The organism is Micromonospora deserti (genome assembly GCF_003236335.1).
GTDB classification, from domain to species: Bacteria; Actinomycetota; Actinomycetes; order Mycobacteriales; family Micromonosporaceae; genus Micromonospora; species Micromonospora deserti.
In genome coordinates, this window is record NZ_POUB01000014.1 from 32,229 (window position 1) to 56,763 (window position 24,535).

General features: G+C 65.4%; 18 protein-coding genes. 12 read left to right on the top strand and 6 right to left on the bottom strand.

Translation table 11 applies throughout. The features are described 5' to 3' along the window. Window positions 1–15 precede the first annotated feature (15 nt). On the top strand, window positions 16–690 hold the full coding sequence (locus tag C1I99_RS32210; RefSeq protein ID WP_146603884.1) for a helix-turn-helix domain-containing protein: 675 nt from the start codon (window positions 16–18) through the stop codon (window positions 688–690). A 246-nt stretch (window positions 691–936) separates the two neighbouring features. Here C1I99_RS32210 and C1I99_RS04160 read toward each other — a convergent pair whose 3' ends face one another. From C1I99_RS04160 to C1I99_RS04175, 3 genes are all read right to left on the bottom strand, one after another. Beyond that, a complete protein-coding gene (locus tag C1I99_RS04160) occupies window positions 937–2,337 on the bottom strand; it encodes an RICIN domain-containing protein (RefSeq protein ID WP_233512315.1) in 1,401 nt (466 codons plus the stop codon). 578 nt (window positions 2,338–2,915) lie between these two features. Next, window positions 2,916–4,244 (bottom strand): helix-turn-helix domain-containing protein, encoded by a 1,329-nt coding sequence (locus tag C1I99_RS04170; protein WP_111132810.1) that lies wholly within the window; start codon window positions 4,242–4,244, stop codon window positions 2,916–2,918. Between the two features lie 343 nt (window positions 4,245–4,587). Continuing rightward, a complete protein-coding gene (locus C1I99_RS04175) occupies window positions 4,588–5,859 on the bottom strand; it encodes a family 16 glycosylhydrolase (protein ID WP_158553960.1) in 1,272 nt (423 codons plus the stop codon). A gap of 268 nt (window positions 5,860–6,127) precedes the next feature. On the opposite strand from C1I99_RS04175, the gene C1I99_RS04180 reads away from it, so the two are divergent. From C1I99_RS04180 to C1I99_RS04215, 8 genes are all read left to right on the top strand, one after another. Further along, on the top strand, window positions 6,128–7,177 hold the full coding sequence (locus tag C1I99_RS04180; protein ID WP_199561937.1) for a LacI family DNA-binding transcriptional regulator: 1,050 nt from the start codon (window positions 6,128–6,130) through the stop codon (window positions 7,175–7,177). 33 nt (window positions 7,178–7,210) lie between these two features. After that, window positions 7,211–8,293, top strand: a complete 1,083-nt coding sequence (locus tag C1I99_RS04185; RefSeq protein WP_111132812.1) for a LacI family DNA-binding transcriptional regulator — start codon at window positions 7,211–7,213, stop codon at window positions 8,291–8,293. 362 nt (window positions 8,294–8,655) lie between these two features. Continuing rightward, complete coding sequence (locus C1I99_RS04190; RefSeq protein WP_111132813.1) at window positions 8,656–9,582, top strand: carbohydrate ABC transporter permease; 927 nt, start codon at window positions 8,656–8,658, stop codon at window positions 9,580–9,582. Continuing rightward, complete coding sequence (locus C1I99_RS04195; RefSeq protein ID WP_111132814.1) at window positions 9,575–10,501, top strand: carbohydrate ABC transporter permease; 927 nt, start codon at window positions 9,575–9,577, stop codon at window positions 10,499–10,501. The genes C1I99_RS04190 and C1I99_RS04195 overlap by 8 nt, the downstream gene beginning before the upstream one ends. Window positions 10,502–10,535: 34 nt before the next feature. Beyond that, a complete protein-coding gene (locus C1I99_RS04200) occupies window positions 10,536–11,846 on the top strand; it encodes an ABC transporter substrate-binding protein (protein WP_111132815.1) in 1,311 nt (436 codons plus the stop codon). A 60-nt stretch (window positions 11,847–11,906) separates the two neighbouring features. After that, complete coding sequence (locus C1I99_RS04205; RefSeq protein WP_111132816.1) at window positions 11,907–13,007, top strand: Gfo/Idh/MocA family protein; 1,101 nt, start codon at window positions 11,907–11,909, stop codon at window positions 13,005–13,007. After that, entirely contained in the window at window positions 13,004–13,948 is a 945-nt protein-coding gene (locus C1I99_RS04210; protein WP_199561938.1) for a DUF6807 domain-containing protein, read from the top strand. The genes C1I99_RS04205 and C1I99_RS04210 overlap by 4 nt, the downstream gene beginning before the upstream one ends. Further along, window positions 13,945–14,700, top strand: coding sequence for a cupin domain-containing protein (locus tag C1I99_RS04215; RefSeq protein ID WP_111132817.1), 756 nt, complete (start codon window positions 13,945–13,947; stop codon window positions 14,698–14,700). The genes C1I99_RS04210 and C1I99_RS04215 overlap by 4 nt, the downstream gene beginning before the upstream one ends. Before the next feature lie 37 nt (window positions 14,701–14,737). On the opposite strand, the gene C1I99_RS04220 is transcribed toward C1I99_RS04215, so the two are convergent. Together C1I99_RS04220 and C1I99_RS04225 are read right to left on the bottom strand one after the other, a co-directional pair. Beyond that, window positions 14,738–16,135: a ricin-type beta-trefoil lectin domain protein gene (locus tag C1I99_RS04220; protein WP_233512317.1), complete on the bottom strand. Its 1,398-nt coding sequence runs from the start codon at window positions 16,133–16,135 to the stop codon at window positions 14,738–14,740. A 448-nt stretch (window positions 16,136–16,583) separates the two neighbouring features. Then, complete coding sequence (locus C1I99_RS04225; protein ID WP_233512318.1) at window positions 16,584–17,561, bottom strand: LacI family DNA-binding transcriptional regulator; 978 nt, start codon at window positions 17,559–17,561, stop codon at window positions 16,584–16,586. A gap of 344 nt (window positions 17,562–17,905) precedes the next feature. Here C1I99_RS04225 and C1I99_RS04230 point away from each other — a divergent pair, with 344 nt between their 5' ends. From C1I99_RS04230 to C1I99_RS04235, 3 genes are all read left to right on the top strand, one after another. After that, the gene (locus C1I99_RS04230) at window positions 17,906–19,486 is read left to right on the top strand and encodes a glycosyl hydrolase 53 family protein (protein ID WP_111132820.1); all 1,581 of its coding nucleotides are present in this window, start codon (window positions 17,906–17,908) and stop codon (window positions 19,484–19,486) included. Between the two features lie 444 nt (window positions 19,487–19,930). After that, window positions 19,931–20,164: a hypothetical protein gene (locus tag C1I99_RS32215; RefSeq protein ID WP_146603885.1), complete on the top strand. Its 234-nt coding sequence runs from the start codon at window positions 19,931–19,933 to the stop codon at window positions 20,162–20,164. Between the two features lie 235 nt (window positions 20,165–20,399). After that, entirely contained in the window at window positions 20,400–22,730 is a 2,331-nt protein-coding gene (locus C1I99_RS04235) for a family 43 glycosylhydrolase (protein ID WP_199561939.1), read from the top strand. 103 nt (window positions 22,731–22,833) lie between these two features. Here C1I99_RS04235 and C1I99_RS04240 read toward each other — a convergent pair. Further along, window positions 22,834–24,535: beta-galactosidase (locus C1I99_RS04240; RefSeq protein ID WP_111132826.1), on the bottom strand; the 1,702-nt coding region annotated here is incomplete at its 5' end.

Below are 24,535 nucleotides of genomic sequence, written 5' to 3' on the forward strand. Positions count from 1 at the left end.
TGGCGACTGCTCCTGTTGGGTGCGCTTGAGGACCTCACCCTGTACGCCGTCGTGGCGCTGAGGCGTTCACAGCCGGACCGGGTCGACGCGGTGTTCGACCTGGCTCGGCGGGTGGACGGCTGGGACCGTATCCACGCGGTCAACCGCCTGGCCGATACTGGCGACCCGCAGATCAAGGCGTGGTTGCTGCGCGAGGGATTCCGCAACACGATCCTCGACGAGTATCTGGCCCACACGGCGGCCACCACCGGAGACCTCGCCGGCACCCTGGCCCAGGACACCATCGACGAGGCACTCCTGGAGGCTTACTGCAGCAGCCGGCGCAGCGTGGAACCTACTCGCTCAGCTGGCTGCCGAACGGGACCGACGGTGGGTGGCCCGAGAGCCCATCGCCCGCGTACAGGGCCACCTCCGCGCGCATCTCGCAGCACCCGTCAACCTGCCCGCGCTCGCCGCCCTGGCCGGGTACAGCACCTCGCACTTCTCGGCCCGGTTCCGCACCCTGACCGGCTTCTCCGTGACCGAATACGTGAAGCGGTTGCGGATGCCCGGGCGCGCCAACTGCTCATCACGAGCGACCACAGCGTGGCCGAGATCGCCGCTGCAGTGGGCTATCCCGATCCGTTTTACTTCTCCCGTCACTTCACCGCCGTCAAACGGTACGAACCCGCGCGAGTTCCGCCGTCGTGACAGGGAGGAGAACGCTCCTCGCCCGCCGGCCTCAGTGCACCATTCGGCCTCGATCGCCACCACCGCATCCCTTGTATGAACGCAATCTCGACGACACGCCGGTGCACGACGGCCGCAACCCTGCGGATTCGATGTCCTGTGGCGCGCGCAGCGTACCGGCAGTCACAAGTCCGCACTGGGCCGCGACATCTCAGGCGATGCCGCGGCCCCTTGTCGGATTGTCTGGTAGATGTCAGCTAAAGGGGCTCATGCCGCGGCTCGCATGAACTGCTGGTTCTGCCCGCTGTTGCAGGTGTACTGGATTAGGCGGGTGCCGTCGGCGGTGGAGCTGCTCGGGATGTCAAGACACTTGCCGGAATGGCGTGCGACCAGGCGCACATAGCCACTGCCGGCGTCCTGGACCTGCCATTGCTGGTTTTGTCCGTTACCGCAGGTCCACTGGAGGATCCTGGCGCTGTTGGCGGTCGAGGCGGCGTCCACGTCGAGGCATTTTCCGGAATGCTGGGCGGCGATTCGGTAGTAGCCGTTGCCGAGGCTCTGGAATTCCCAGCGCTGGTTGCTGCCGCCGTTGCAGCTGTACTGGGCGATCTCCGCCCCGTTGGCTGTGGAGGCGCTGACCACGTCGACGCATTTGCTTGAGTGCCGCGCTGTGAGGGTGACCGTCGCGGGATCGCCTCCGCCGTCGCCCCAGCCGTGCTTGAGGCGGTCGGCGCCGGTGGAGTTGCGGATGCTCAAGGTCAGGTTGGTGCCGCTTCCTTGGAGCTGGAACATGGAGTACCTGTCGTAGCCGTACTCGCTGATCTTCCCGCCGATCGCCGGCCAGTAGACCGAGCCCATCCGCAGGTCGCGCATGGAGTCGGTGACCGCGCGGAAATACCGGACGAAGTTGTTGGTGCTGCCGGCGTCGTGGTAGTTCAGTCCGAAGTCCATCTGAGCACCGAACTCGGTCGTGACCGCGCGTGAGGCGCAGTTGCCCAGGCGCTCCCGGAAACTGGAGACCCAGCCGGCATAATCCTTCTCACCATAGAAGAAAGTGTAGTGGTGATAGGACAGAAGCGTCCCGTTGAAGCGGCTGTCGGCGCAGATCGGCCTGACATCCTGGCTGTAGCCGGTGCCGCCGATGAGGATGCGGCCCTTCGGAATCGACGGGCGAGCGTTGATCCACGAGGCGGCGAGGTTCATCCACTCGGAGGAACTGTAGCCGTGGGGTTCGTTCATTGGCTCGAAGTGGACCAGGCTGTTGGAGCCGTACTGTGAGGTCACGGTGTTCCACATCGAGTTGAAGGCCGACGTGTTGGTGATCCGGCCGCCTGAGGCCGCCCCGTCCTCCCAGTAGGCGAGGATGACTTTGAAGCCTCTGGCGGTGGCTGCGTCGATCGTGCCGCGATAGGCGCTCCACCACGATGAGCCGACGGTATGGGTGTTGATCGGCAAACGCACGGTGTTGACGCCGAGTTGGCTTGTGAACCCGTTGTAGATCGCGTCTGCCTTTGCCCGGACGGTCGCGTAGCTGTCCGATTGGCTCAGCCCGTCGAGGACGAGCAAACCTCGGACAAAATTGTCGCCCGGTACCGCCCAGTTCACGCCCCTGAACTGGCTGGTGTCCGCGCTGGCCGACGATGCGCCAGCAAGTGCGACGACCGGCACCAGGACAAGCGTGCTGACAAGGCTGACCACAAGGCGGACAACGGAACGGGTGTGAGGTGGTGAGGGACTGGTGGCACAGGTTGCTGGCATTGGATTGACCGATCTCGTGAGCGTTGTGCTGATGGGGAACACCGAAGGCCGCCGTGCGACGAAGTGCGCTCCACGTCGAGCGACCGAGGCAGGCACAGGCCGTCAAGTTCGCTGCTAATGCCCTGTCCGGCTCCCGCAGAACCGGAGTGTCACATATTGTCACTCGCGCGCATCGTAGTGTCAAACGAGCCATATCGATGCGATGGGAGTTGGTCGGGTTGGAGTCGTTCGCCCAGCAGGGCGCTTACAACGACCCGACGTGCTAAAGGTCGGCAACGGCGGTATGACCGCGACGGAGTTTCCGGTCACCAGCACGCTGACAACCTGCGGGCCGAGTACTTCGCCGACTACAACCTGCTCGCGGCCGGTTCGGTACTTGTCGCCTGCCCACGTTGCTCGTCTTCTTCATCCTCCTGCGCCAGTTAATCTCCGGCCTGACCCTCGGCTCGACGAAGGGCTGATCACGGCGATCCCGCCGACTGGAACTGTCAACACATCTCATCCAGCCGCGCGCCAACCCTGATCCGCAGCCGGCCGAGCTCCTGACGGATCAAAGCGGTCTTAATGGATATTGCCTCCGCCACGACCGGGCGGGCCACCTCAAGGGCGGCTTCCAGTTCACCGCGGCACGCGTAGGTGTCCGCCACCCGCAAGGTCAGCAGGATCCGGCTGGGATGCATCGAAGCCGGGATGCTGGCCAGCGATGCCTGCGCGGACCTGGTCGCCCGGGACGCGATCGCACCGTCACCGGTCACATCGGTCAGATCACGTAGACCGCCGGACACGTGTGAGGCGATGAACGCGTTGCCTTCCGCTCCGAACAGCCACGGAGCTTCCAGAAGGTCGTGATCCCCCAACCGCCCGGCCGCCCGCTGCGCCTGGCTGATATGTGCCTCGAACTCGCGTTGGTCGCCAACATGGGCGTAACAGCGTGCGGCGTCTAGCTCCGCGAGCACGGTCGTCCACCTGCGCGCCGGCTCCACTGCCGCAATAGCCTCAGCGTAGGCCAGCGCAGTCAGCCCATCGCCCTCCAGACGCGCGACGATACTCATCCGGCTCAACGCCTCGCAGACGGTCGCGACGTTGCCAGACGACTGTCCCCACTCGACAGCGCGCTGAAGCAAGATCATGCCGATCCCGTACTGACCCTGCTCCACCCGCAGCCATCCGGCCAGATCCGCGTAGCGGGCCGCCACCTGCATCAGGCCGACGGCCATGCGCCCGCGCGCCCGGGGCATCAGACCGATGACAACGCCCAGCGTATGCTCCACCGGGATGACATCGGTGGTGCTCCGGCGCCGGTCGGCATCGATGAAGCCGCGCAACAGGGTGATTAGACCGTGCACCGCGTCGACGCCGATCGTCGTATGGACGGCGCCGGCGAGGAGTTCCGCCAGGGTGGCGATCGGAGAATCAGCTTCACACAGGTTATTGTCATGCAGCGGGCAGGTCACCCCGAGCGTCGGCAAACGGCCACGCCGAAGCAGTGTCGACAACTCCCGCAGGTATGCCGCCTCCGCCATTCGGCGTAACGGTGCGAAAGCGGCTCCAGATAGGACAGTTCCCGGACGGTTGTCAGTCAGCACGCTAGTAGCGGCGGCGATCAGGCTACCGCCGGCATCGAGCAGGCCATCGGCTCGACTGGCAAATTCGATGCGCGGCAGGCGGTGGCCACTTTCGATTTTCGAAATGTAGGTGTGATCGTAGCCGAGGCGCACGGCAAGCTGTAGCTGAGTAAGGCCGGCACGCGCACGCCAGCGCCTCAACTCCCGGCCCCACCTGCCCCTAGTGCTCGCTGGCTCGCTAGCTTGCACCATGCTCCACCTCTAACCGCACGAGCAGCGGTACCGCCGAGCTGCGTGGCAGAGTGAGCTTGGAATATCGACCGAGGCCGACAGGGACTTGGGTGTTCTCTGGAGCGTGTGCTTTCTCCGCCCGGAGGGCATCGTTACGTCGGTGGGCGAGGCTCGCAGGTGGTATTCGCTTCACGGGGGTCCTCCATTGATGTGCGACGGATTGATGCCTGTCGCCAGGGAGGGGCCTTTGTTGCCCGGCTTACGGCTCCGGGACCAGCACGATGGCCGCCGGCCCCGGATCCCTTTGATGTGACTCCTCGCTATCGTGCAAGCGCCTGGTTGACGGACGCTTACTCCGATCCGGCTACTTGCGCTCGAAGATCCAAACCGTGCTGCCGTCGGTCGAGCCGGTGTTCCACTTCACTTCACCGGCCGAGGTGGCATACATGTAGGAGCGATCGGAGCGGTCGTTGTTGAGGCGGAAGCCTCCGGAGGCTGGCTCAACTCGCCATCGCGAGTCGCCTAAGATCTCCCCGTTGTTCCAGATGACGCGGTTATTCGTGGCGTCGCTGTCCAGATAGTAGCGTCCGGTCACCGCGTTAAGGAACGTCCAGGTGCCGTTGGACTGCTGGGTGGCGATCCAGTCCTGGTCGTTCCACTGGTGGGGGTCGGTGGCGATCACTACGCCGTTCGTCTCTGAATCTAGGTACCGGCCGGTAGCCGCATTCTTGATCTTGTAAGTGGCGCCGTTGACGAGGTCGCCGTCGCCTCCGCTGTCCTTCTTGTAGGCGCGGAAGTAGTCGACGACGAACTCTTTCGGCCTAGCGTCGTTGGGATCCACGGATCCGGTCCATCCCGCGCTCTCATAGATACCCAGGAGGAACACCGCCGGATACTTCAGAGACTGGTTGATGGTCCTCGTCAGCACATTGTCGACATACAGCTTGAGCTGAGTCGGGGTCCACTCGACCGCATAGATGTGCATCTCCGTGGTCATGTCGAAACCGACGCTGACGCTCTGGGTGGAATCTGAGAGGTTCGGATCTGACCACCTGAACAGGTTGTAGTTGAACCGGCTGCGCCCATGGATGCCCGCGTGTTCCATGATGTCGAGTTCCCCGCGCTGCTCCCACGTGTCTTGCTTGCCTATCATCCAGAACGCGGTGTGTATTCCACTTCTGCCGTTACTCTTCGCGCGGATCTCGAAGTAGCCGTGCTGGGGCGTGTACTTCATGATGGTGGGGATCGAGTGATCGTAGCGATCATTCTTGTGTAGGTCAGTCCTTTGCCCTGTCTGGATGCTGGAGACCTTCATCGGATTGTTGGAATAGTACGTGGGCTGATCGCCGTCGATCCGCAGGACGAGAGCGTTGTTCCTGAATCCGTAGCGTGCCCTGGACCGCGATTCCGGGGTTCGCGATTCAAGGTAGTTCGTGATCCACAGGTTGTTGTCGAGACTGCCGTTGAATTCGTCGTTCCTGTCGAGGATCCAACCGGGCTTGTCGAGCGGATTCGGCGGAACGTCGGCCGCTTGGGCGGGTTGAGTGGTTTGGATGGCGACGAGAGTCGTGGCCAAGAGCACGCATACTGCACCCAGCCTGGTAAGTCGTTGGATTTTTTGCCAGGCGTTGTTCATCGTTGCACCTCCGGGAACTTCTGTCGTGTTTGGAAGCGCTCGTACGGTGGCAGAGCCGTCCATGGGAGTGATCGGCACGACGCGTCTCGTCGACAAGTCCACCCGGTGCCGTCGGGCCGGGGCTAGGAGCGCGGGACCGCCAAGAGGCCGCCGCTCTTGGCGTGTGAGCATCCGTACGCACCTGGAAAACGTATTCCAACACGACCCATATCGATAGTCAAGCCTCGATCAGTGGCGAGTGGGCTCCTGTGTGCCGCCCGGTGGCACAATGCTGGTTATGGAGGCGGGGCGGCGCGGTAAGCAGAAGGCCGCGCCGACGTTGCACGATGTCGCACGTCAGGCGGGTGTATCTGTCGCGACCGCATCGCGGGCGCTGAACGGCAGCAGCACTCGCACGGTAAGGCCGGAATACATCTCACGCGTCGTGGCCGCAGCCGAGCGTCTGGGCTACCAGCCGCACCTGTCCGCGCAGGCCATCGCCCTGGGCTCAACCCCGACGGCGGCGCTGGTGGTCAGCGACATCGATGATCCGTATTTCTCCTCGATAGCAAGTGGGGTGATCGTGGCGGCGCAGGCTCACGCGCTTATTCCGACCGTCGCCGTCGCCGATCGTTCGCCGGCTCGCGAACTGCAGATCGTGCGGACGCTGCGTGGGCAACGGCCACGTGTCATCATCGTCGCCGGCAGCCGGATCGACGGGGCGGGCACCGATACCACCCTTGATGATGAGTTGCAGGCGTACCAGGCGGTGGGTGGCCGGGTCGTCATGGTCAGCCAGGAGAGCCTGAGGTTTCCCACAGTCGCCATCGACAATGCCGGCGGTGGGCGGCAACTCGCGTCGGCTTTGGTCTCGCGGGGATACAGGCGGTTCGCAGTATTGTCCGCCGCACGTAAGATCCGCACGTCACGGGACCGGTGTGACGGATTCCTGGCCGGGCTGCGCGAAGCGGGTATGCCGGAGCCGCTCGTGGTGGAGACCCGGTTCACTCGCGACGGCGGCTACGAGGCGACGCGGCGGCTGCTAGACGGCGGGCCGCCCACGGTCGATGCCATCGTCACGGTGAACGATGTGATGGCAATCGGCGCCATGACAGCGATCCGCGACGCGGGATTCACACCGGGAAGGGATGTCGGGGTCGCCGGCTTCGACGACATCAGCTGGTGCGCCGACCTGGATCCGGCCTTGACCACGGTGGCTATCCCGCTACACCAGGTCGGCGTGATGGCGATGGAACTGGCGCTTGGCGACGACCCCCAGCAGCCCGTGATACGCGTGCCGACGAGCGTGATCCTGCGGGATAGCACCCCGTCGCGGTGAACCGGGGCCGCCGCGCCGCGGTCGGGTATCGTCGTGGTCACCGGCAATGGCGGCCGAAGGATCGGTTGTCCCGGGAGGAACGACGTGCCCCACCCAGCCAGGCCCACAGTCACGCTGCATGACGTCGCGGCTGCCGCCGGTGTGTCGGTGTCGACCGCGTCCCGGGTGCTTGGAGGCAGTTCTCGCACGGTCGCCCCCGAATACATGGAGCGGGTGCTCGCTGCGGCGGCCACACTGCGCTACACGGCCGATGCCTCGGCTCGCGCTATGCGCCGGGGCAGTGATGCGATCGCGCTCGTCGCCGACGACCTCACCACGGCGTCGATCGGGCTCGTCGTCGCCGCGATGGAGCGGGAGGCCCGAACGGTCGACGCGTTCGTAACCGTCGCGTCGACAGCCGGAACGCCCGAACGGCAGTTGGAGACCGTCCGCCTGATGTGCGCCTTGAGACCGCGGGCACTGGTGCTGACCTCCAGCCGTATCAACGCCGACGTGCTGGATGGCCGGCTGCTGCGGGAATTGCTCGCCTACCAGCGTGACGGCGGCCGGGTGGTCATCTTCGGCGACACCGACATGCCGTTCGACACGATCAGCGTGGAAAACCGGGCAAGCGCGGCGGCTATCGGCACCTACCTGGCCGGGACGGGGCATCGGCGGGCCACGATCCTGGCCGGTGCCGCCGAGAGGGCCAACGTAAGCGCCCGAGCCGCCGGCTTCACCGACGGCCTCGTCCAGGGCGGTCTAGACCCGGACGACATCCAGGTCGTCAACTGCGAGGTCAGCCGACGAGGCGGCTTCGAGACCATCGGACGGCTGCTGGCCGGCGGGCCGCTGCGGGCCGACGCGTTGGTCTGCGCCAACGACGTGATCGCCATCGGCGCGATGTCCGCCCTACGTGCGGCCGGTATTCGTGTGCCGCTGGATGTTTCGGTCACCGGGTTCGACGACATCCCGCTGGCCACCGACGTCACACCCCGGCTGACCACCGTCGCCGTCCCGCTCGCCCGCATCGGGCGGGACGCCATCCGCCTCGCCCTCGGCGGCCCCGGCGAACCTCGGCGCACGACCGAACGCGGCGAGCTGGTGGTCCGCGACAGCACCCGCCCAGGGACCTGACCCGGGCAAAGCCCTGCGGGTTGACATGTGACCTCCAGTGGCACCGCGGGGATGGTGATGCCGGGCGGGCGTAGCCCAGCGCAAACGTGGGCGGGCCAGACCGGCACGCGCGCCCACCCCATACGCCCGGCCGTTCGCGCCAGCTCCCGGATGGCGTAGGTAGACAGACGGTCTGCATCGACCGCAGGCCGACCACCCTCATCCGCCCGGCTGTTTCCGCTGCCTTCCGGGCGAGGCAGGTCTCGTAATCCGCCGGAAACTCTTGACTGCCCGCAGCCGGAGGTGCAAAGTGTGGAAAACGTTTTCCCAGTCCAAGTAGGACCACCTGCCCGGGCGATGAGTCACTTGCGGAGGGACGGCGGATGAGTGCGCTCGGCGACCTGCGGCGCATAAAGGGGAGCACGCGCGGCTCACCCCAGAAACGGGACAACCGGACCGCCCTTGCGTTCCTGCTGCCATGGTTTGCCGGGCTGGGGCTGATCACGATCGGCCCGATCGTGGCGTCGCTGGTGCTCGGCTTCACCGATTACAACCTGATCCAGCCGCCAAAGTTCAACGGCGTCGACAACTTCACGCGGATGTTGTCCGACGAGCGGTTGCACCAAGCGCTCGGCGTGACGTTCACCTACGTGATGGTGTCGGTGCCACTACAGCTGGCCTGCGCGTTGGCGCTGGCGATGTTGCTGGACCGTGGCCTGCGCGGGCTGGCGTTCTACCGGTCCGCGTTCTACCTGCCGTCCCTGCTGGGGTCCAGTGTGGCTATCGCGGTGCTGTGGCGGCAGATCTTCGGCGCCGAGGGTCTGGTCAACCAACTACTCGCGCTGGTGGGGATCGAGGGCCGGGGCTGGATCTCCGATCCGAGCACGGCACTGTCCACACTGATCGTGCTCAATGTGTGGACGTTCGGCGCCCCGATGATCATTTTTCTCGCTGGGTTGCGCCAGATCCCGATCATGTACTACGAAGCCGCCGCCGTCGACGGCGCCAGCAAATGGATCATGTTCTGGCGCGTCACGCTGCCGCTGCTGTCGCCCATCATCTTCTTCAACCTGGTCCTGCAGATCATTCACGCATTCCAGTCGTTCACGCAGGCGTTCGTGGTCTCTGGCGGCAGCGGGGGACCGTCGGACTCCACGCTGTTCTACACGCTCTACCTGTACCACCGCGGCTTCAACAGCTTCGACATGGGTTATGCGTCGGCGCTGGCGTGGCTGTTACTGATGATCATCGCTGCACTCACCGCGGTCAACTTCTGGGCCGCCAAGTATTGGGTCTTCTACGATGACTGACCTCACCAACCGCCTCCGGGGATCCGCCTTAACCGACCGGCCGAGTGGGACGGCGCCGCCGCCACAGGCGTCGCGCCGGCGCAGGTGGTCCGTCGGCTGGACGCGATCCGCTGTCAAACACCTGAGCCTGTGCCTGCTAGCGCTGGTCATGCTCTACCCGGTGTTGTGGATGGTGGTCAGCTCGCTACGCCCCAACAACGAGATCTTCCGTCGGCCCGGCCTGGTTCTGGAAAGCCTGCAAACCCAGAACTACGCCGACGGCTGGGAGGCGCTCGCCTCGCCGTTCGGGCATTACCTGTTCAATTCGGCGATCGTGGTGCTGGGTTGCATCATCGGCAACCTGGTGTCCTGTTCGATGGCGGCCTACGCGTTTGCTCGCCTGGAATTCACGGGCAAGCGGATGTGGTTCGCCATCATGCTCGGCACGATCATGCTGCCGATCCACGTGATCATCGTGCCGCAGTACATCTTCTTCTCACAGCTGGACTGGATCAACACCTTCCTGCCCCTGATCGTGCCGAAGCTACTGGCTACCGACGCGTTCTTCGTCTTCCTCATGGTGCAGTTCATCCGTGGCCTGCCACGAGAACTGGATGAGGCGGCACGCATCGACGGCTGTGGTCATTGGCGGATCTTCCTGCAGATCATCTTGCCGCTGATGAAGCCGGCCCTGGCCACCACGGTGATCTTCACCTTCATCTGGACCTGGAACGACTTCTTCAGCCAGCTCATCTACCTGACCGATCCGGACCTGTACACAGTGCCGGTCGCCCTACGTTCATTTGTCGACTCGACCGTCGCCACATCCTGGGGCTCCATGTTCGCGATGAGCGTCGTGTCACTCATGCCGGTCTTCCTGGCATTCCTGCTCGGCCAGCGCTACCTGGTCAAGGGCATCGCCACCACTGGAGGCAAGTAGCACCTCCTCGCACCACTGTGAAGGAGACACGATCATGCGTATTTTCCGAACGCGTCGTGCGTCAGGTGCGGTGGCGCTGGCGTTGGCCAGCGCACTGGTCCTGCCCGCGTGTGGCAGCGGCGGCTCGAACTCCGACCTTGAGCTGTCGGACAAGCCGGTCACCCTGCGCTTCACCTGGTGGGGTTCGGACGCCCGCCATGAGCGTACCCAGCAAGTGATCGATCTTTTCCAGAAGGAACATCAGAACATCACCGTCAAAGGTGAGTTCAAAGACTGGAACGGCTACTGGGAGAGCCTGGCCACCACGGTCGCTGCGAACGACGCCCCTGATGTCATCCAGATGGACGAACTGTACCTGGCCTCCTACGCCGAACGCGGCGCGCTGTTCGACCTCGCTACGGCAAGCAAGCACCTGAAGACCGCGGACTTCGACCCCAACGCCCTGGCCACCGGTCAGGTGGACGGCAAGCAGTACGCGGTGCCGGTCGGTTTGACCGTCTATTCGATGGTGGTCAACACCGATCTCCTTGCCCAGTACGGCGCACAACTACCCGATGACAGCTCCTGGACCTGGGACGACCTCAAGACCATCGGCGACCAGATCTCCAAGGCCAGCGGCGGAAAAGTGACCGGCGTGCAGTCCTGGGGCTTCGACGCCGGCGGTGTGAACATCTGGGCTCGCCAGGCTGGCGCGTCGCTCTACGACGACACGGGCAACGTCGTAATCCCGCAGGATGTCCTGGCCGGCTATTGGTCCTACCTGGCAGATCTGGCGAAGACGGGCATCGCGCCCCAACCGTCGGTGACGATCGAGCGGGCCAGCGCCGGGCTGGACCAGTCGGGCACCGCGACCAACAGCTCGGTCTTCGGCACCTGGTGGAACACCCAGCTCACCTCGCTGACGAAGGCCAGCGGCCAGAATCTGAAGCTGCTCAAGCTTCCTGGCGAGGCCCAGGCCAAGTCACCGGGTGCCTACTACAAGCCGTCGATGTTCTGGTCGGTCTCGTCGCGTTCCAAATACCCCGCCGAAGCCGCCTTGTTCGTCGATTTCCTGGCCAATAGCGAGGCGGCGGCAAACGTGCTGCTCACCGACCGCGGCGTGCCGGCCAACAACAAGATCCGAGCCATGATCGCCTCGCAGCTGACCGAGACCGACAAGGCGGCCGTCGCCTACCTGGACAGCATCAAGGTGGGTCCAGCGCCGCGGGTCACCCCGAATGGCGCCAGCAGCATCGAGGCCATTCTCAAGCGCCACACCGAGGCGGTCCTGTTTGGACGGTCAACACCGGATGAGGCGGCGGCCGCGTTCATCAAGGAACTACAGGTTGAGATCGACCGCGCATAACGCAACCGGCGCGCCAGCCCCGAGGGGCTGGCGCGCCTGAGGGAAAGTGAAGGGACGCAGATGTCCGATCGCAGGTACCGGACCGCGATCGTCGGCACCGGAGGGATCGCCGTCGCCCATGGACGGGCGTTGAAGGACTTGTGGCACCGCGCCGACCTCGTCGCTGTTGCCGACGTCGACCCGACCCGAGCCAAGGCGTTCGCCGATCGGTGGGACGTGCCGCACGCCTACGACGGTCTGGCCGAACTTCTGGACGCGCAGCAGGTGGACCTCGTCCACCTTTGCACTCCGCCGGAGCAGCACGCCCCGCTTGCCGTGCAATGCCTGCGCGCCGGGGTCACTGTCCTGGTGGAGAAGCCTCCCACCCTTTCCCTGGCCGAATTCGACGAGATGGTCGAAGCCGAACGCCTATCCACCGGCCATGTGGCCACCGTGTTCCAGCACCGCTTCGGCTCGGCCGCGAACCGGTTGCGACGATTGGCCGCGGCCGGCGATCTCGGCCGGCCGTTGCTGGCCACCTGCGCCACTCAGTGGTATCGCGACGACGCCTACTTCTCTGCCCCGTGGCGCGGCACGTGGGAGTCCGAGGGTGGAGGACCCACCATGGGCCACGGCATCCACCAGTTCGACCTGCTGCTGTCGGTCCTCGGGCCATGGATCGAAGTCACCGCCCTGGCCGTCCGCCAGGCACGGCCCACCGATACCGAAGACGTGTCGATGGCCCTGGTCAGCTTCGACAACGGCGCGGTCGCCTCCGTGGTCAACTCGGTCATCTCGCCACGACAGACCTCCGCGCTGCGATTCGACTACGAGCACGCCACCGTCGAGGTCGAGCACCTCTACGGGTACGACGACAAGGACTGGACCTTCACCCCGGCACCGGGCCATGACACCCTCCTTGCCGAGTGGACCGCAGACGGCCAGAACGTACCCAGCGGCCATGCCGCACAGATCGAAGCGGTGTTCGACGCCCTCGATCGCGGCGAGCCGCCACCGGTCAGGCTCGCTGACGCCCGGCGCACGATGGAGTTCGTCGCGGCGCTCTACGCGTCGGCGTTCACCGGCAAGCGTGTCCGCAGTGGGCAGATCGGACCGGACAGCCCGTTCACGACGCGAATGGACGGCGCCGGCGCACCCTGGAAGGAAGCAGCTAGCCCGTGACGCACACCATGCAAGCGATACATGCCGTGGGCAGCTCGATTACCGGCACTGCGGCCGGCGTGGAGCTGTTCACCTACGTGTACCACCCGGACACGCCGGTTCTGGAGTCGCCCAAGCCGTACCTGCATCCGATCCGCACCCTTGCCGGCGACGAGGTGAGCCTGTTCCGACCGCACGACCACGTCTGGCACAAAGGGATCGCCTGGTCGCTGCCGCACGTCGGGGAGCACAACTTCTGGGGTGGCCCTACTTACGTGGATGGCAGCTACGTTCAGTTGGATAACAACGGCAGCGCCACCCATCGCGAGCTGATCGCTCTTTCCTCCCAGGGCAGCTCCCTCCGTATCGCCCACCGTCTTGACTGGACATCCCAAGCTGGCGCACCTGTCATCGACGAGCAACGGGCTCTGACCGCCGTGCTCATCGACGACACTTCCTGGGTACTCACCTTCGAGTCTGCGATGACCAACGTGTCAGGCGACACGCTTTACATCGGATCGCCCACCACCAAGGGCCGACCCAACGCAGGCTACGGCGGGCTGTTCTGGCGCGGGCCACGGTCGTTCACCGGTGGCACCGTCCAGGCGCCGCAGGGCACCGGATCGGGCGACGACCTGCGCGGCGTACGGGCCGAATGGTTCGCCTTCCGCGGTCGCCACGACGAGAGCGGCCGGCGGTCCACCATCGTCATGGTGGACGACACCGCGAACCCGCAACACCCGCCGCAGTGGTTCGTGCGCAGCCAAGAGTTCGCATGCTTGTGTCCAGCGCCGTTCTTCAGCGAGGAGCTCGCCGTGCCGGACCACGACACGGTCCGCTTCCGCTACGCGGTCGTCATCGCCACCGGGGATCACGGTGACGAGGGAACCGCCCACCTCGCCGACCTTGGTCGTTCCATCCTGAGCCGGAACTTTGCCCCTCCCCAGGGAGTGCCGTCGTGAGTCACGCCTTTCCTGGTGGCACCTCTGTCAGCCACCTTGCGGTCTACAACAGCACCTGCCCCGACGGGCTCATCGGCGGCACACCGCACCTGCACACCGCCTCCACCGAGGCATACGTCGTGGTTGAAGGCAGCGGCGCTCTCCACACCCTCGACCTGTCCGGGTTCCACGAGACACCGCTGCAACCGGGGACCGTGGTCTGGTTCACCCCCGGCACCATCCACCGTGCCGTCAACCGTGGCGGCCTCCGACTGATTGTGATCATGTCAAACGGGGGCCTGCCCGAGGCCGGAGACGCCGTGATGACCTTTCCACCAGAGATCGTCACCGACCCGGACCGCTATCGGCACGCCGCGACCCTGCCATACGGCGAGCCGGAACCGGTACTCGACAACGCCGCGCAGAAACGACGCAATCTCGCCGTCGAAGGCTTCCAGCGGCTGGTCAAGGCCACCTCATCGGGCGACCGCGGGCCGCTCGAGCGCTTTTACTGCGACGCGACCGCCTTGGTCCAACCCTTGGCCGCTCAATGGCGCCAGATATGGGAAGAAACCGTCGCCAGCCAAGCCCGCCACACCGCCGCCATCCTCGACGCACTCGCTCGCGGCGACGGGAACCACCTCAGTGCGGCCGCGCGGCTGCAAGCGCCGCCGAGCCCCACCCAGCGCTTTGGCATGTGCGGCCGCCTACGCACCTACGACGTGCGAAACCCAGTCCAAGACGTGCGCCGGAAGCTGTCTGATGATGGTTGAGCTGCGGGTGGAGCGATGGCCCCACCCGCAACTCTCCTTAGGGCTGACGGCTCCAAACCTGGTTCGAGCCGCCGTGGCAGCTCCACACGATGACAGCAGCGTTGTTAGCGGTGCTCCCGCCGTTGACGTCGAGGCACCGAGCGGATTGGACGTTGCTGATGGTGCCGTTGGCGTTCAACGTCCACTTCTGGCTGTTGCTGCCATTGCAGGAGTTGATCGTCACTTGGGTGCCCTGCTGGCTGGCACCCGCATCCATGCACTTGGTGTTGTTGTAGATCCGCAGTTCGTCGGCAGCGGTCTGCGTCCAGCGCTGGTTGGTCCCGCCGTGACAGGTGTAGATGATCAACATGGTGCCGTCGGCTTGGGAGGCGCTCGCCGCGTCGATACATTTGCTTGAGCCGGCGCCAACCAGGCTGAAGGTGGATCCTCCACCACCGCCGGAGGTGACCAGCGTCAGCCTGTACACCGACAGGATCTCGTTGACCGGTTGGAAGAATGTGGTGCCGCCACTTGTGCAGTTGCCCGATCCGCCTGATGTGACTCCCTGGGCGTGGTTACCCGATATGAACGACCCGCCCGAGTCGCCGCCTTCGGCGCAAGCGCTGGTGCGCGTCATCCCGTACACCGGGCCGGCAGCGTAGTTGACGGTCTGGTTCTTGGCCTGGATGGTGCCGCACCGCCAGCCGGTGGTCGAACCCGAGCGGCAGACTGACGCGCCGATGGACGCCTCCTGCGAGCCCGCTACCGCGACGGTTCCGCCAGCGTAGTTGTTTACCACGCCCCTCGGCGTCCAGCTGGAGTTGACTCGCACCCAGCCGTAGTCGTTGCCCGGGAACGACGAACCTTGCACCGTGCCCTGTGAGACGTTGTTATGGCCCGCCGTGGTAGATCCGGCCGAACCGCAGTGTCCAGCTGTGACGAACCCGCCGACTACGGAAAAGCCGATCGAGCACCGGATCCGGTTGTTGATGTAGTAGGCGTCCCCACCGCGTACGTCGTAGAGCGGTTCGGGAGACTCGTTGGACACGACGACGCGGATGGCCTCGGGCTCGGCGCCCGAAGCCGCCGCAAACTCCTCACCGGCGGCCAGGGTGTGGGCGATGACCACAACGCTGTTGCTGGCGCCGTCGACGTACCAGCCGGCCACCTGGCGTGTCGCTTTCGAGCTGGCACCGTCCAGAACGGCCTTGATCGCGTTGAGGCGCTGTTCACTGTGGGTCACCAGCAATGGCTTGGCGCCGGCGGAGCGCACGGCGTCTGCCTGGGCGGCATCGGTGATGCCCACGACCAGTGTCTCGGCGTTACCGATTAGCCACGCTCCGGCGAAACTCGCGCCTATCCGCTGACGCAACAGCATTTCGGTGTGAGCCGCCACATCTTCGCGTGCCAGCCGGGCGCGTACCTGTTCTGCGGACAGGCGCAGGTCACGCTGCAACGCCGCGATTATCTGTGGTGAGACGCCGGCTACCGAGCTCGCGGCTGGGCTTGCGACATCGGCTCGAGGCGCTGCGCTAGCCTCGCCGGCGGCGCTCAGACCTGCGGCGGCCAGAATCGACGCCGCTACGGCGGCCACTCTTCGCTTCATATTTCAGCATCTCCCTCCGGGTGGGTGGTGCGGGACATGAGCGAGATGGTTGCCCGGATAAGCACTCAAGAGTGGACACTTTTAAATATTTGTCAACAACGGTCAAGGATGAGTCGCCGGGTCGCCGAGCGGTCATGCGGCCAGCGCTTCCGACGCCGAGGCCGACGGTTCATTAAGCAGGACCGTCGATAGGCCGCAACTACGCTGCTCTGCTTACTCTGTTGGGCGCTTCGTGCTGGGAGCGCTCACCGCTGAACGCAGGGCGGCGCCGAAGGGCATCAGGGTAACTTCGTTGCGGCTACGCGGACTCGCGCACCACGAGCTCGGTCTGCAGGATGACCGCTGACGGCTGCTCGCCTGCAATGCTGGTCAACAGGAGGCGGACCATTTCAGTACTGATCCGTGACAGCGGCTGGCGGACCGTGGTTAGCCGGGGTACGGAGGCGGTGGCCACGGCCGAGTCGTCAAACCCGCCCACGGCCACGTCCGCGGGAACCCGCTTGCCAGCCCGATGGAGCGTGGTGATCGCTCCAGCGGCCATGAGGTCGGAGGAGACGAACACGGCATCGAGGTCTGGGGCCTGGCGCAACAGCTGTTCCATCGCGGCCTCGCCGGAGGCGCGGGTGTAGTCGCCGGCTACCACCAGCATGGGGTCGGGTTCGCCGAGCGCGTCGCGGTATCCGGCCAGCCGATCCACGCCGCCAGAGGTGTCCAGAGGGCCGGTGATGATGGCGATAGTGCGGTGGCCGCGTGACCGCAGGTAGGTGGCCATTTGCCGGGCGCCGTCGCGGTCGTCGGCGGCGACGTATGAGACGTCGCGTTCATGCCCGAGGGGTCGTCCGCAGGCGACGACGGGCAATCCGCGGGAGTGCAGTTCGTCGATGAGTGGGCTGCCTGCGTGATCGGAGACCAGTAACGCCCCGTCGACGTGTCCGGCGGTCACATAGCGTCCGATGCGCTTGCGGTCTTCTTGAGTACCGGCGATGGTCAACAGCAGGGTGATGTCGCGCTCGGCCAGTGCCTGGGTGCAGCCGCGCAGCAGGATGTTGAAGTTGGGGTCTTCGAACAGCCGGTCCTGCGGCTCGGCGAGGATGAAGGCGGCCGAGTCGGAGCGTTGGGTGACGAGGCTGCGCGCGTGCTGGTTGACCACGTATCCGGTCTTGCGGATCGCCCGCTGCACCGCTTCAAGGGCCGGAGCCGACACGTAGTGCCCACCGTTGAGCACCCGCGACACCGTGCCCCGGGACACGCCCGCCACCTGCGCCACATCATCCATGGTTGGGCGGGGTCGTCGAGGCGCGCGGCCGCGGGATTCTGTCATGCTTCCATTCTCTCCCGGGCTGCTCCACGCGTAATACGGGCACCTTGCCCGCCGGGTCGCAAGGCGGCCATGAGCTCAGGAAGCGGCTCGCAGCTCCCGCACGTCGCCGGCCGGCACCGGTAGAACGCCGTGTCGCCTACCGTCTGCATGAGGACGTCGTTCGACGACCTTTGCTGTGCTCTTGACAGCGAGGCAGGTCGACTGGTTGTGTCGGGAGTGCTTCCGTCCGGCGTTGCGTCTGGGTTTCTGGTTGTGAGCGCTGCCATCAGACATCACGCCGAATGGAGGATCGAATGCCCATGACAGGGCGACTATTCCGACGAACGTTCGCGGTGCTCGCCGCCGCGCTGGTGACCGCGGCTGTCTTACCACCCGCCCACGCCCAGGCTGCCCCGACCGTGGTAAATCCCGGTTTCGAGGCGAACGGACGGACCCAGACCCCCAGCGCCTGGGAGGAGTGGTCCGGCGCCGGGCAGACCAGCGCCTCGTACACCGAACCAGGCGGCCGCAGCGGCAGCTACCGGCTGGCTCACTGGGCGTCGTCCGCCTACCAGGTGGAGACCTACCAGTACTTCAGCAACGTGCCCAACGGCAGCTACACCTTGCGGGTGTGGGTGCGTTCCAGCGGCGGCCAGAACGCAGCCTATATCGCGCTACGTAACTGTGGCGCCAGCCCGGAGCCGCGCACGAACATCCCGCAGACCTCCGGCAGTACGTGGGTGCAGATCTCGGTGACCGCCACGGTCAGTGCCGGCCAGTGCACGATCAGCTTTGTGTCCAACGCGAATGCCGGAAACTGGATCAACTTCGACGACGTCGAGCTGGTCTCCAGCGGCGGCGGGGGTTCCGGGCTTGTCCAGATCAAGGGCGGCGACGTCTCCACGCTGGCCAAGAACGAGGCGTTCGGTGGCGTCTACTATGACGCCAACGGCAACCGGGTCGACCCGCTGGTGCTGCTGCGCGACAGCGGCATGAACTACGCCCGGCTCAAGGTCTGGGTCAACCCCCCTGACGGGTTCAACAACAAGTCCCGGGTGCTGGAGATGGCGCGGCGCATCAAGGGGCTCGGCATGGGCCTGATCATCGACTTCCACTACTCGGACTCGTGGGCCGACCCGGGCCAGCAGACCAAACCGGCCGCTTGGCGGAACCTGAGCTTCAGCCAGCTGCGGACCGCGGTGTACAACCACACCTACGACGTACTCAGCGGACTCGCCGCCCAAGGCACGCCAGCGGACATAGCCCAGATCGGCAACGAAACCACCAACGGCATGCTGTGGCCGGACGGGCACACCGACAACTGGAACAACCTGGCGCAGCTGCTTACAGCCGGGGCGAACGCAGCCAAGGCGGTATCCAGCTCGACCCGGGTGATGCTGCACCTCGACCGGGGTGGCAACAATTCGACGTACCGGTGGTGGTTCGACAACGCGACCAGCCGTGGCGTGCCGTTCGACATCATCGGGGCGTCCTACTACTGCTACTGGCACGGGTCACTGGCGGAGCTGCAGAACAATCTCAACGACGTTTCCGCCCGGTATGGCAAACCTGTGATGGTCATGGAGACCGCCTACGGGTTCACGCTGGCGCAGAACGACTCCACCGGCAACATCTTCGAGTCGACGCATCAGCAGCGGTGCGGCTACCCGGCCACTCCAGCGGGTCAGGCGCAGCAGCTGCGGGACGTGTTCCGCGTGGTAGCCAACGTCCCGAACGGGCGCGGGCTCGGCGTCTTCTATTGGGAGCCGACCTGGACCGCGGTGCGCGGATCCGGCTGGGACCCGTACGACCCGAACTCCGGCAACGCGTGGGAAAACCAGGCCCTGTTCGACTACCAGAGCCGGCCCCTGCCCGCCATCTCCGTCTACTCGGAGTTCTAGGTTCTCGGAATTTAGGTTCTCCGAGTTCTAGTCGGCAGGCCCAAGGCGACCTCGTCCTGGGCCTGCCGAACCGTGTCCCCGCCGCGCATCTCGGCCGGGGCGCTTGTCGACATTGCGGTGTGGCCAGTGGACCATGCGCCGCCCCACCAGTCTTCCCGCTCAGGGATTTGTCGCCTCGATAACCGGGATCTTGCCCCTGGCTGTGAGCGCTCCCGGAGTTCGCACCACCTGACGACCAAAGGTCTACCCGGGAAGCTAACCATTGACAGCACTCGATTTTGGTTGGAAACTGGGAGCGCTCACAGCCACGAAACCCAGCGTGACGCCGGAGGGGGCCATGCAGAGAACTATCCCGAAGGGCTGACGGCCGGCCCACGGTGGCCGGAGTCGTGTGTAGGCGTCGGTGAAGCGTTGAGGCAAGGAAGGCTCGACCTGCTTCCGCAGGTGAAGCAGGTGCTCCGAAGATCGGCGAAAGCCCGCACTGGAAAGCATGAGCGCCAGAGCGTCAGCTTGATCGGCCGGAGTGCGCCCAAGTGGCGCAGGGAAGACCGGATCACGACAGCGGATGAAGCCGAGATCGTGAAGGACTGGATGGCAGGGACACCCGAAGGTCGTTCCGGCTCAGCGGTATGGCGTCAGTTTGAGCAGTCATGCCGTTCCGGGTTCATCGCGGCCTGATTCCCTCAGCAGAGCGGAGCAGCCCTGGGCGACGAGTCGTACTGGACAACAGGTCCTGTCCGCCTCGCCGAACGCCGGCAGCAACATGCAGTCGGATCCGACCGCAGCGGCACGGTAGCCCAATGTGGACCGTCGTGACCCCTCGGAATGAAAGGTGGACAGAGCGCGCAGTTCGATATGAGCGAAAGGCAGCAGCATGAAACATAGGTCACGCAAGAACCTGAAGCGAGGAGGGTTGGTCGCCGCGACATTGCTGTTCATGGTGATGGCGACAGCCGGTCCCATCTCCGCGGCGACCACGACCAGCGAGGCCGCCTCGGCCGACACACTTGTGGGTCTCTACGACAACGTCGCGAAGTACGAGCCCGCGGACTATACCGCCAACTCCTGGAAGTCCTTCTCGTCGGCCAGGAATGCGGCGGCGACGCTGATCCAACAGGGGAAGGAGGATCCCACTGGGCGCCGTACGGCGCGCGCGAAACTTCAGAGCGCCACTGATGGGCTGGTGATGGTTCGTGGCCTGAAGAGCCTGGTCGCGGACTACCGGACTCGCTCTGCGAGCGGGTACTCCGGCGACTCCTGGGCGCCCTTCGCCAAGGCGTTGGACAGCGCGGCAAGTGTCGCTGCCGATGCGTCGGCAACAGCACCGGAAGTCGCCGCCGCGAAGACGGCGCTGGTGACCGCCGCCGACAACCTGGTCGCTGCCGATGCGGGTACCTTCCAGACCATCACGAACGACGTGTTCTGGAATGACACAAGTGGCAACCCCATCTATTCGCAGGGTGGTGGAGTCTTCCGGTTCGGCGACACCTACTACTGGTACGGCGTGCACTACACCGGCGCCGAGCTCTACCGGGCCAATCCAACGAGGAAGTACGACGGGGACGTGTCGTTCGTCTCGATCCCCGTGTACTCGTCAAAGGATCTGGTGAACTGGAAATTCGAGAACCGCGTCGCTACCCGGTCCACGAGCCTGGGCAGCGGAACCACCCTCGGCTCGGCGGCCTGGGTGGGACGCCTTGGCGTCTCGTACAACGAGAACACCGGAAAGTACGTGCTTGTCGTGCAGGCTTACCTGCCCTCGAGGGGCGGTGACGGCGTGCTGTTCCTGCAGGGCGACTCGCCTACCGACAACTTCGGCTACGGCTACTTCCAGACCCAGATCGTCAACTCGCCGACGACTGGCACGGGGGACCAGACCGTCTTTACCGACGACGACGGGAAGGACTACCTCATCTTCTCGAACCGGTCCGGGCGTGCTCGCGCATTCGTCGGCAAGCTCAGGGAGTCTGACTCGCTGCGGGTGGAGCCTGGGGTGCAGATCGGCTACAACGCTTCCGGCCGTGAAGGCAACGCCATGTTCAAGCTCGACGGCAAGTACTACCACGCGGCGTCGGACCTGCACGGCTGGAACACCTCGGTCACGCACGTCATCGAATCGACCAGCAGCAACATCCAAGGCGCTTACACGAGCGAGTACACGCTCCAGGGCACCGAGATGGACTACAGTCACGTGACCCAGACCGGATTCTTCGTGACGGTCAAGGGAACCGTGCAGAATGCGGTGATCTACGCCGGTGACCGGTGGGCCGACTTCGCGTGGAACGGCATCGGGTACAACCAGTGGATGCCGGTGACCAAGTCCGGTGCGCGGCCGCAGTTCCATTCGGTGAGCCAGTGGCAGTTCAATGCCACGACCGGAGAGTGGCGGGTCGGGCCACAGAACAACTATGTTCTCAACCCGAACTTCCAGGCCGACCGCATCATCGTCCCCCAGGTGCAGGGGTGGGCCAACTTTCGCGAGTCGGGGCCTAGCTCCATCGTGACCAACGTCAACGGCGGCGCGAACGGCTCTCGCTTCGGGCTTCAGATCGGCGCCACACAGTCTTACGCGGGTGGCGTATGGCAACAGATCACCGTGCCGGCCGGCACCTACGCGCTATCGCTGTTCGCCAGGACCAGTGGTTCGCTCAGCGCCGCCCAGGTAACGGTCGCCGACGCCAGCGGTAACTCGCGCACGTACAACGTCCCGGCGTCAAGCGGCTGGTCCCGGCGAGAACTCGCTGGCATCCCGCTATCCGCCGGTACCGCCATCGTCACCATCCGAGCGGCGAGTGGCAACGGATATCTCTTCGTCGATGACCTCGGACTCGTTAAGACGTCCGTCGACACGCAACCGACACGTTACGAGGCGGAGACCGGGCCGGCGGTTTGTCAGGGGACGATCGATTCCAATCATGCCGGCTATTCTGGCAGCGGTTTCTGCAACGGTGACAACGCAACCGGCGCCTACGCCCAGTTTGCAGTGAATATGTCGGCGGCAGGTACGGCGACGCTCGCGGTCCGGTTCGCCAACGGCGCCAGCAGCGCACGGCCGGCGAACCTGATGGTCAATGGCTCCACGGTGGCAACGGTTTCGCTCGAGTCCACCGGCGCGTGGTCAACGTGGGCCACCAAAACCCTCACGGTCTCACTGAACGCGGGCAGCAACACCATCCGGTTGGATCCGACCACGGCAGCAGGGCTACCCAATGTGGACTGTCTTGATGTTGGCGCCGTGACTTAACGACTGTCACCGCGGCGGTCAGGAGAGTTTTCGGTTCTCGGATACCCTCCTGACCGTGTTGAAGCTACGCCGTGACTTCCCTGTCCAGCGGGCGGCCAGGTGCTCAGGAAGCGGCTCGCAGCACCCGCACGTCGCCGGCTGGCAGCGGTAGAACGCCGTGGCAGGGCGCGCCGGTGAGCAGTTCCTTGCCAGAAGCGGCCACCTCAACGTCCCGGTCGGTGTGGTTGATCGCGATCAGATAGCTGGCTGAGTCGCCGACCCGCCTGACCAGCTCCACGCCGTCCGGGAGACCGTCGCGGGCGGTAAGGCCAGCCTCCCGCAGCACTAAATCGAGGTCACGGCCGTTGAGACGGGTGGAGACGTACCAGACGGTGCCCTGGCCGACGCGGTGGCGGGTGACGGCGGGTTCGCCGGCGGCCGGCCCGTCCAGATACCGCAGCACCGGCTCGGCCCCGGCCAGGACCAGGCGCTCGGCCCAGACATCGGCGGTCAGACTCCGCTCCAGGCGGACACGGTCTCCGGCACGCAGCGGCAGGAACTCCTCCACCGACAGGCCGAGCAGGTCGCGCAGCGCACCCGGGTGTCCGCCGGGGTGCACGGTGTCGATCTCGTCCACGATGCCGGAGAAGTAGGAAACCACCAGCGTCCCGCCGCCCCGGACGTATGCCGCGAGATTCGCGGCGCAGGAGGAGGACATCAGGTACAGGCTCGGGATGAGCACCATCGGGTACCCGGACAGGTCGCCCTCGGGTTGGACGAAGTCGACGGTGCGGTTCGCCCGCCAGGCGCGTTCGTAGTACGCCGATAGCCGGTCGAGGTAACTCAGGTCGACGGACGGGCGCCACTCCAGTTCGAGGGCCCACCATGTTTCCCAGTCCCACACGATGCCGATGTCCGACACCACCCGGGTGCCGACTAGCTCGTCCAGGTTGGACAGATCGGCGCCGAGCCGGACGACGTCACGCCAGATCTGGGTGCTGGTGCCGCCGTGCGGCACCATCGCGGAGTGGAACTTCTCCGACCCGAAGCGGGAGGCGCGCCACTGGAAGAACATCGCGGAGTCGGCGCCGCGGGCGATGTGTGCGAAGCTGTTGCGGCGCATCTCGCCGGGAACTTTGGCGATGTTGCGAGGCTGCCAGTTGACCGCGCCGGTGGAGTGCTCCATAAGTAGCCAGGGCCGGCCACGCGCGACTGACCGGGTGAGGTCGGCCGCCATGGCCAGTTCGATGTGGTTGTCCGGCCGCTCAGCCTGCAGGTAATGGTCGTTGGAGACCACATCGACTTCGGCGGCCCACTTCCAGTAGTCCACCCACTTGCAGTTGGGCACCATGAAGTTCGTCGTCACGGGCACGCCGGGGGCGAGCCGGTGCAGGATGTCCCGCTCGATTCGGAAGCAGTCCAGGTACTCGTCGGAGGAGAAACGTAGATAGTCCAGCTGCAAGGCGGGGTTTACGCCGGGTGGTGCGAGCCGGGGCGGGTCGATCTCAGCCCAGTCGCCGTACCGCTGGCCCCAGAAAGTGGTGCCCCATGCCTCGTTGAGCGCGGACAGCGTGGCATACCGCTGCTGCAGCCAGCGACGAAACGCCTCTGCCGAGGCGTCGCAGTAGCAGGCGTGGTTGCTCCAGCCGTATTCGTTGTGCACGTGCCACAGAGCAAGGGCCGGGTGGTCGGCGTAGCGGCGAGCCAATTGGGTAGCTATGCCGGTAGCGGCCTCCCGGTACGCCGGCGAGCTGGGGCAGAACGCGTGCCGCGCGCCGCCGCCGAGCACATTCCCCTCACGGGTGAGCGGGCGGGCTTCTGGGTGC

Excerpts from the sequence above, each read along its gene's own strand:
- C1I99_RS04170 (WP_111132810.1), bottom strand. The coding sequence starts at position 4,244 with ATGGTGCAAGCTAGCGAGCCAGCGAGCACTAGGGGCAGGTGGGGCCGG.
- C1I99_RS04175 (WP_158553960.1), bottom strand. The coding sequence starts at position 5,859 with ATGAACAACGCCTGGCAAAAAATCCAACGACTTACCAGGCTGGGTGCA.
- C1I99_RS04180 (WP_199561937.1), top strand. The coding sequence starts at position 6,128 with ATGCTGGTTATGGAGGCGGGGCGGCGCGGTAAGCAGAAGGCCGCGCCG.
- C1I99_RS04190 (WP_111132813.1), top strand. The coding sequence starts at position 8,656 with ATGAGTGCGCTCGGCGACCTGCGGCGCATAAAGGGGAGCACGCGCGGC.
- C1I99_RS04195 (WP_111132814.1), top strand. The coding sequence starts at position 9,575 with ATGACTGACCTCACCAACCGCCTCCGGGGATCCGCCTTAACCGACCGG.
- C1I99_RS04200 (WP_111132815.1), top strand. The coding sequence starts at position 10,536 with ATGCGTATTTTCCGAACGCGTCGTGCGTCAGGTGCGGTGGCGCTGGCG.
- C1I99_RS04205 (WP_111132816.1), top strand. The coding sequence starts at position 11,907 with ATGTCCGATCGCAGGTACCGGACCGCGATCGTCGGCACCGGAGGGATC.
- C1I99_RS04225 (WP_233512318.1), bottom strand. The coding sequence starts at position 17,561 with ATGGATGATGTGGCGCAGGTGGCGGGCGTGTCCCGGGGCACGGTGTCG.
- C1I99_RS04230 (WP_111132820.1), top strand. The coding sequence starts at position 17,906 with ATGACAGGGCGACTATTCCGACGAACGTTCGCGGTGCTCGCCGCCGCG.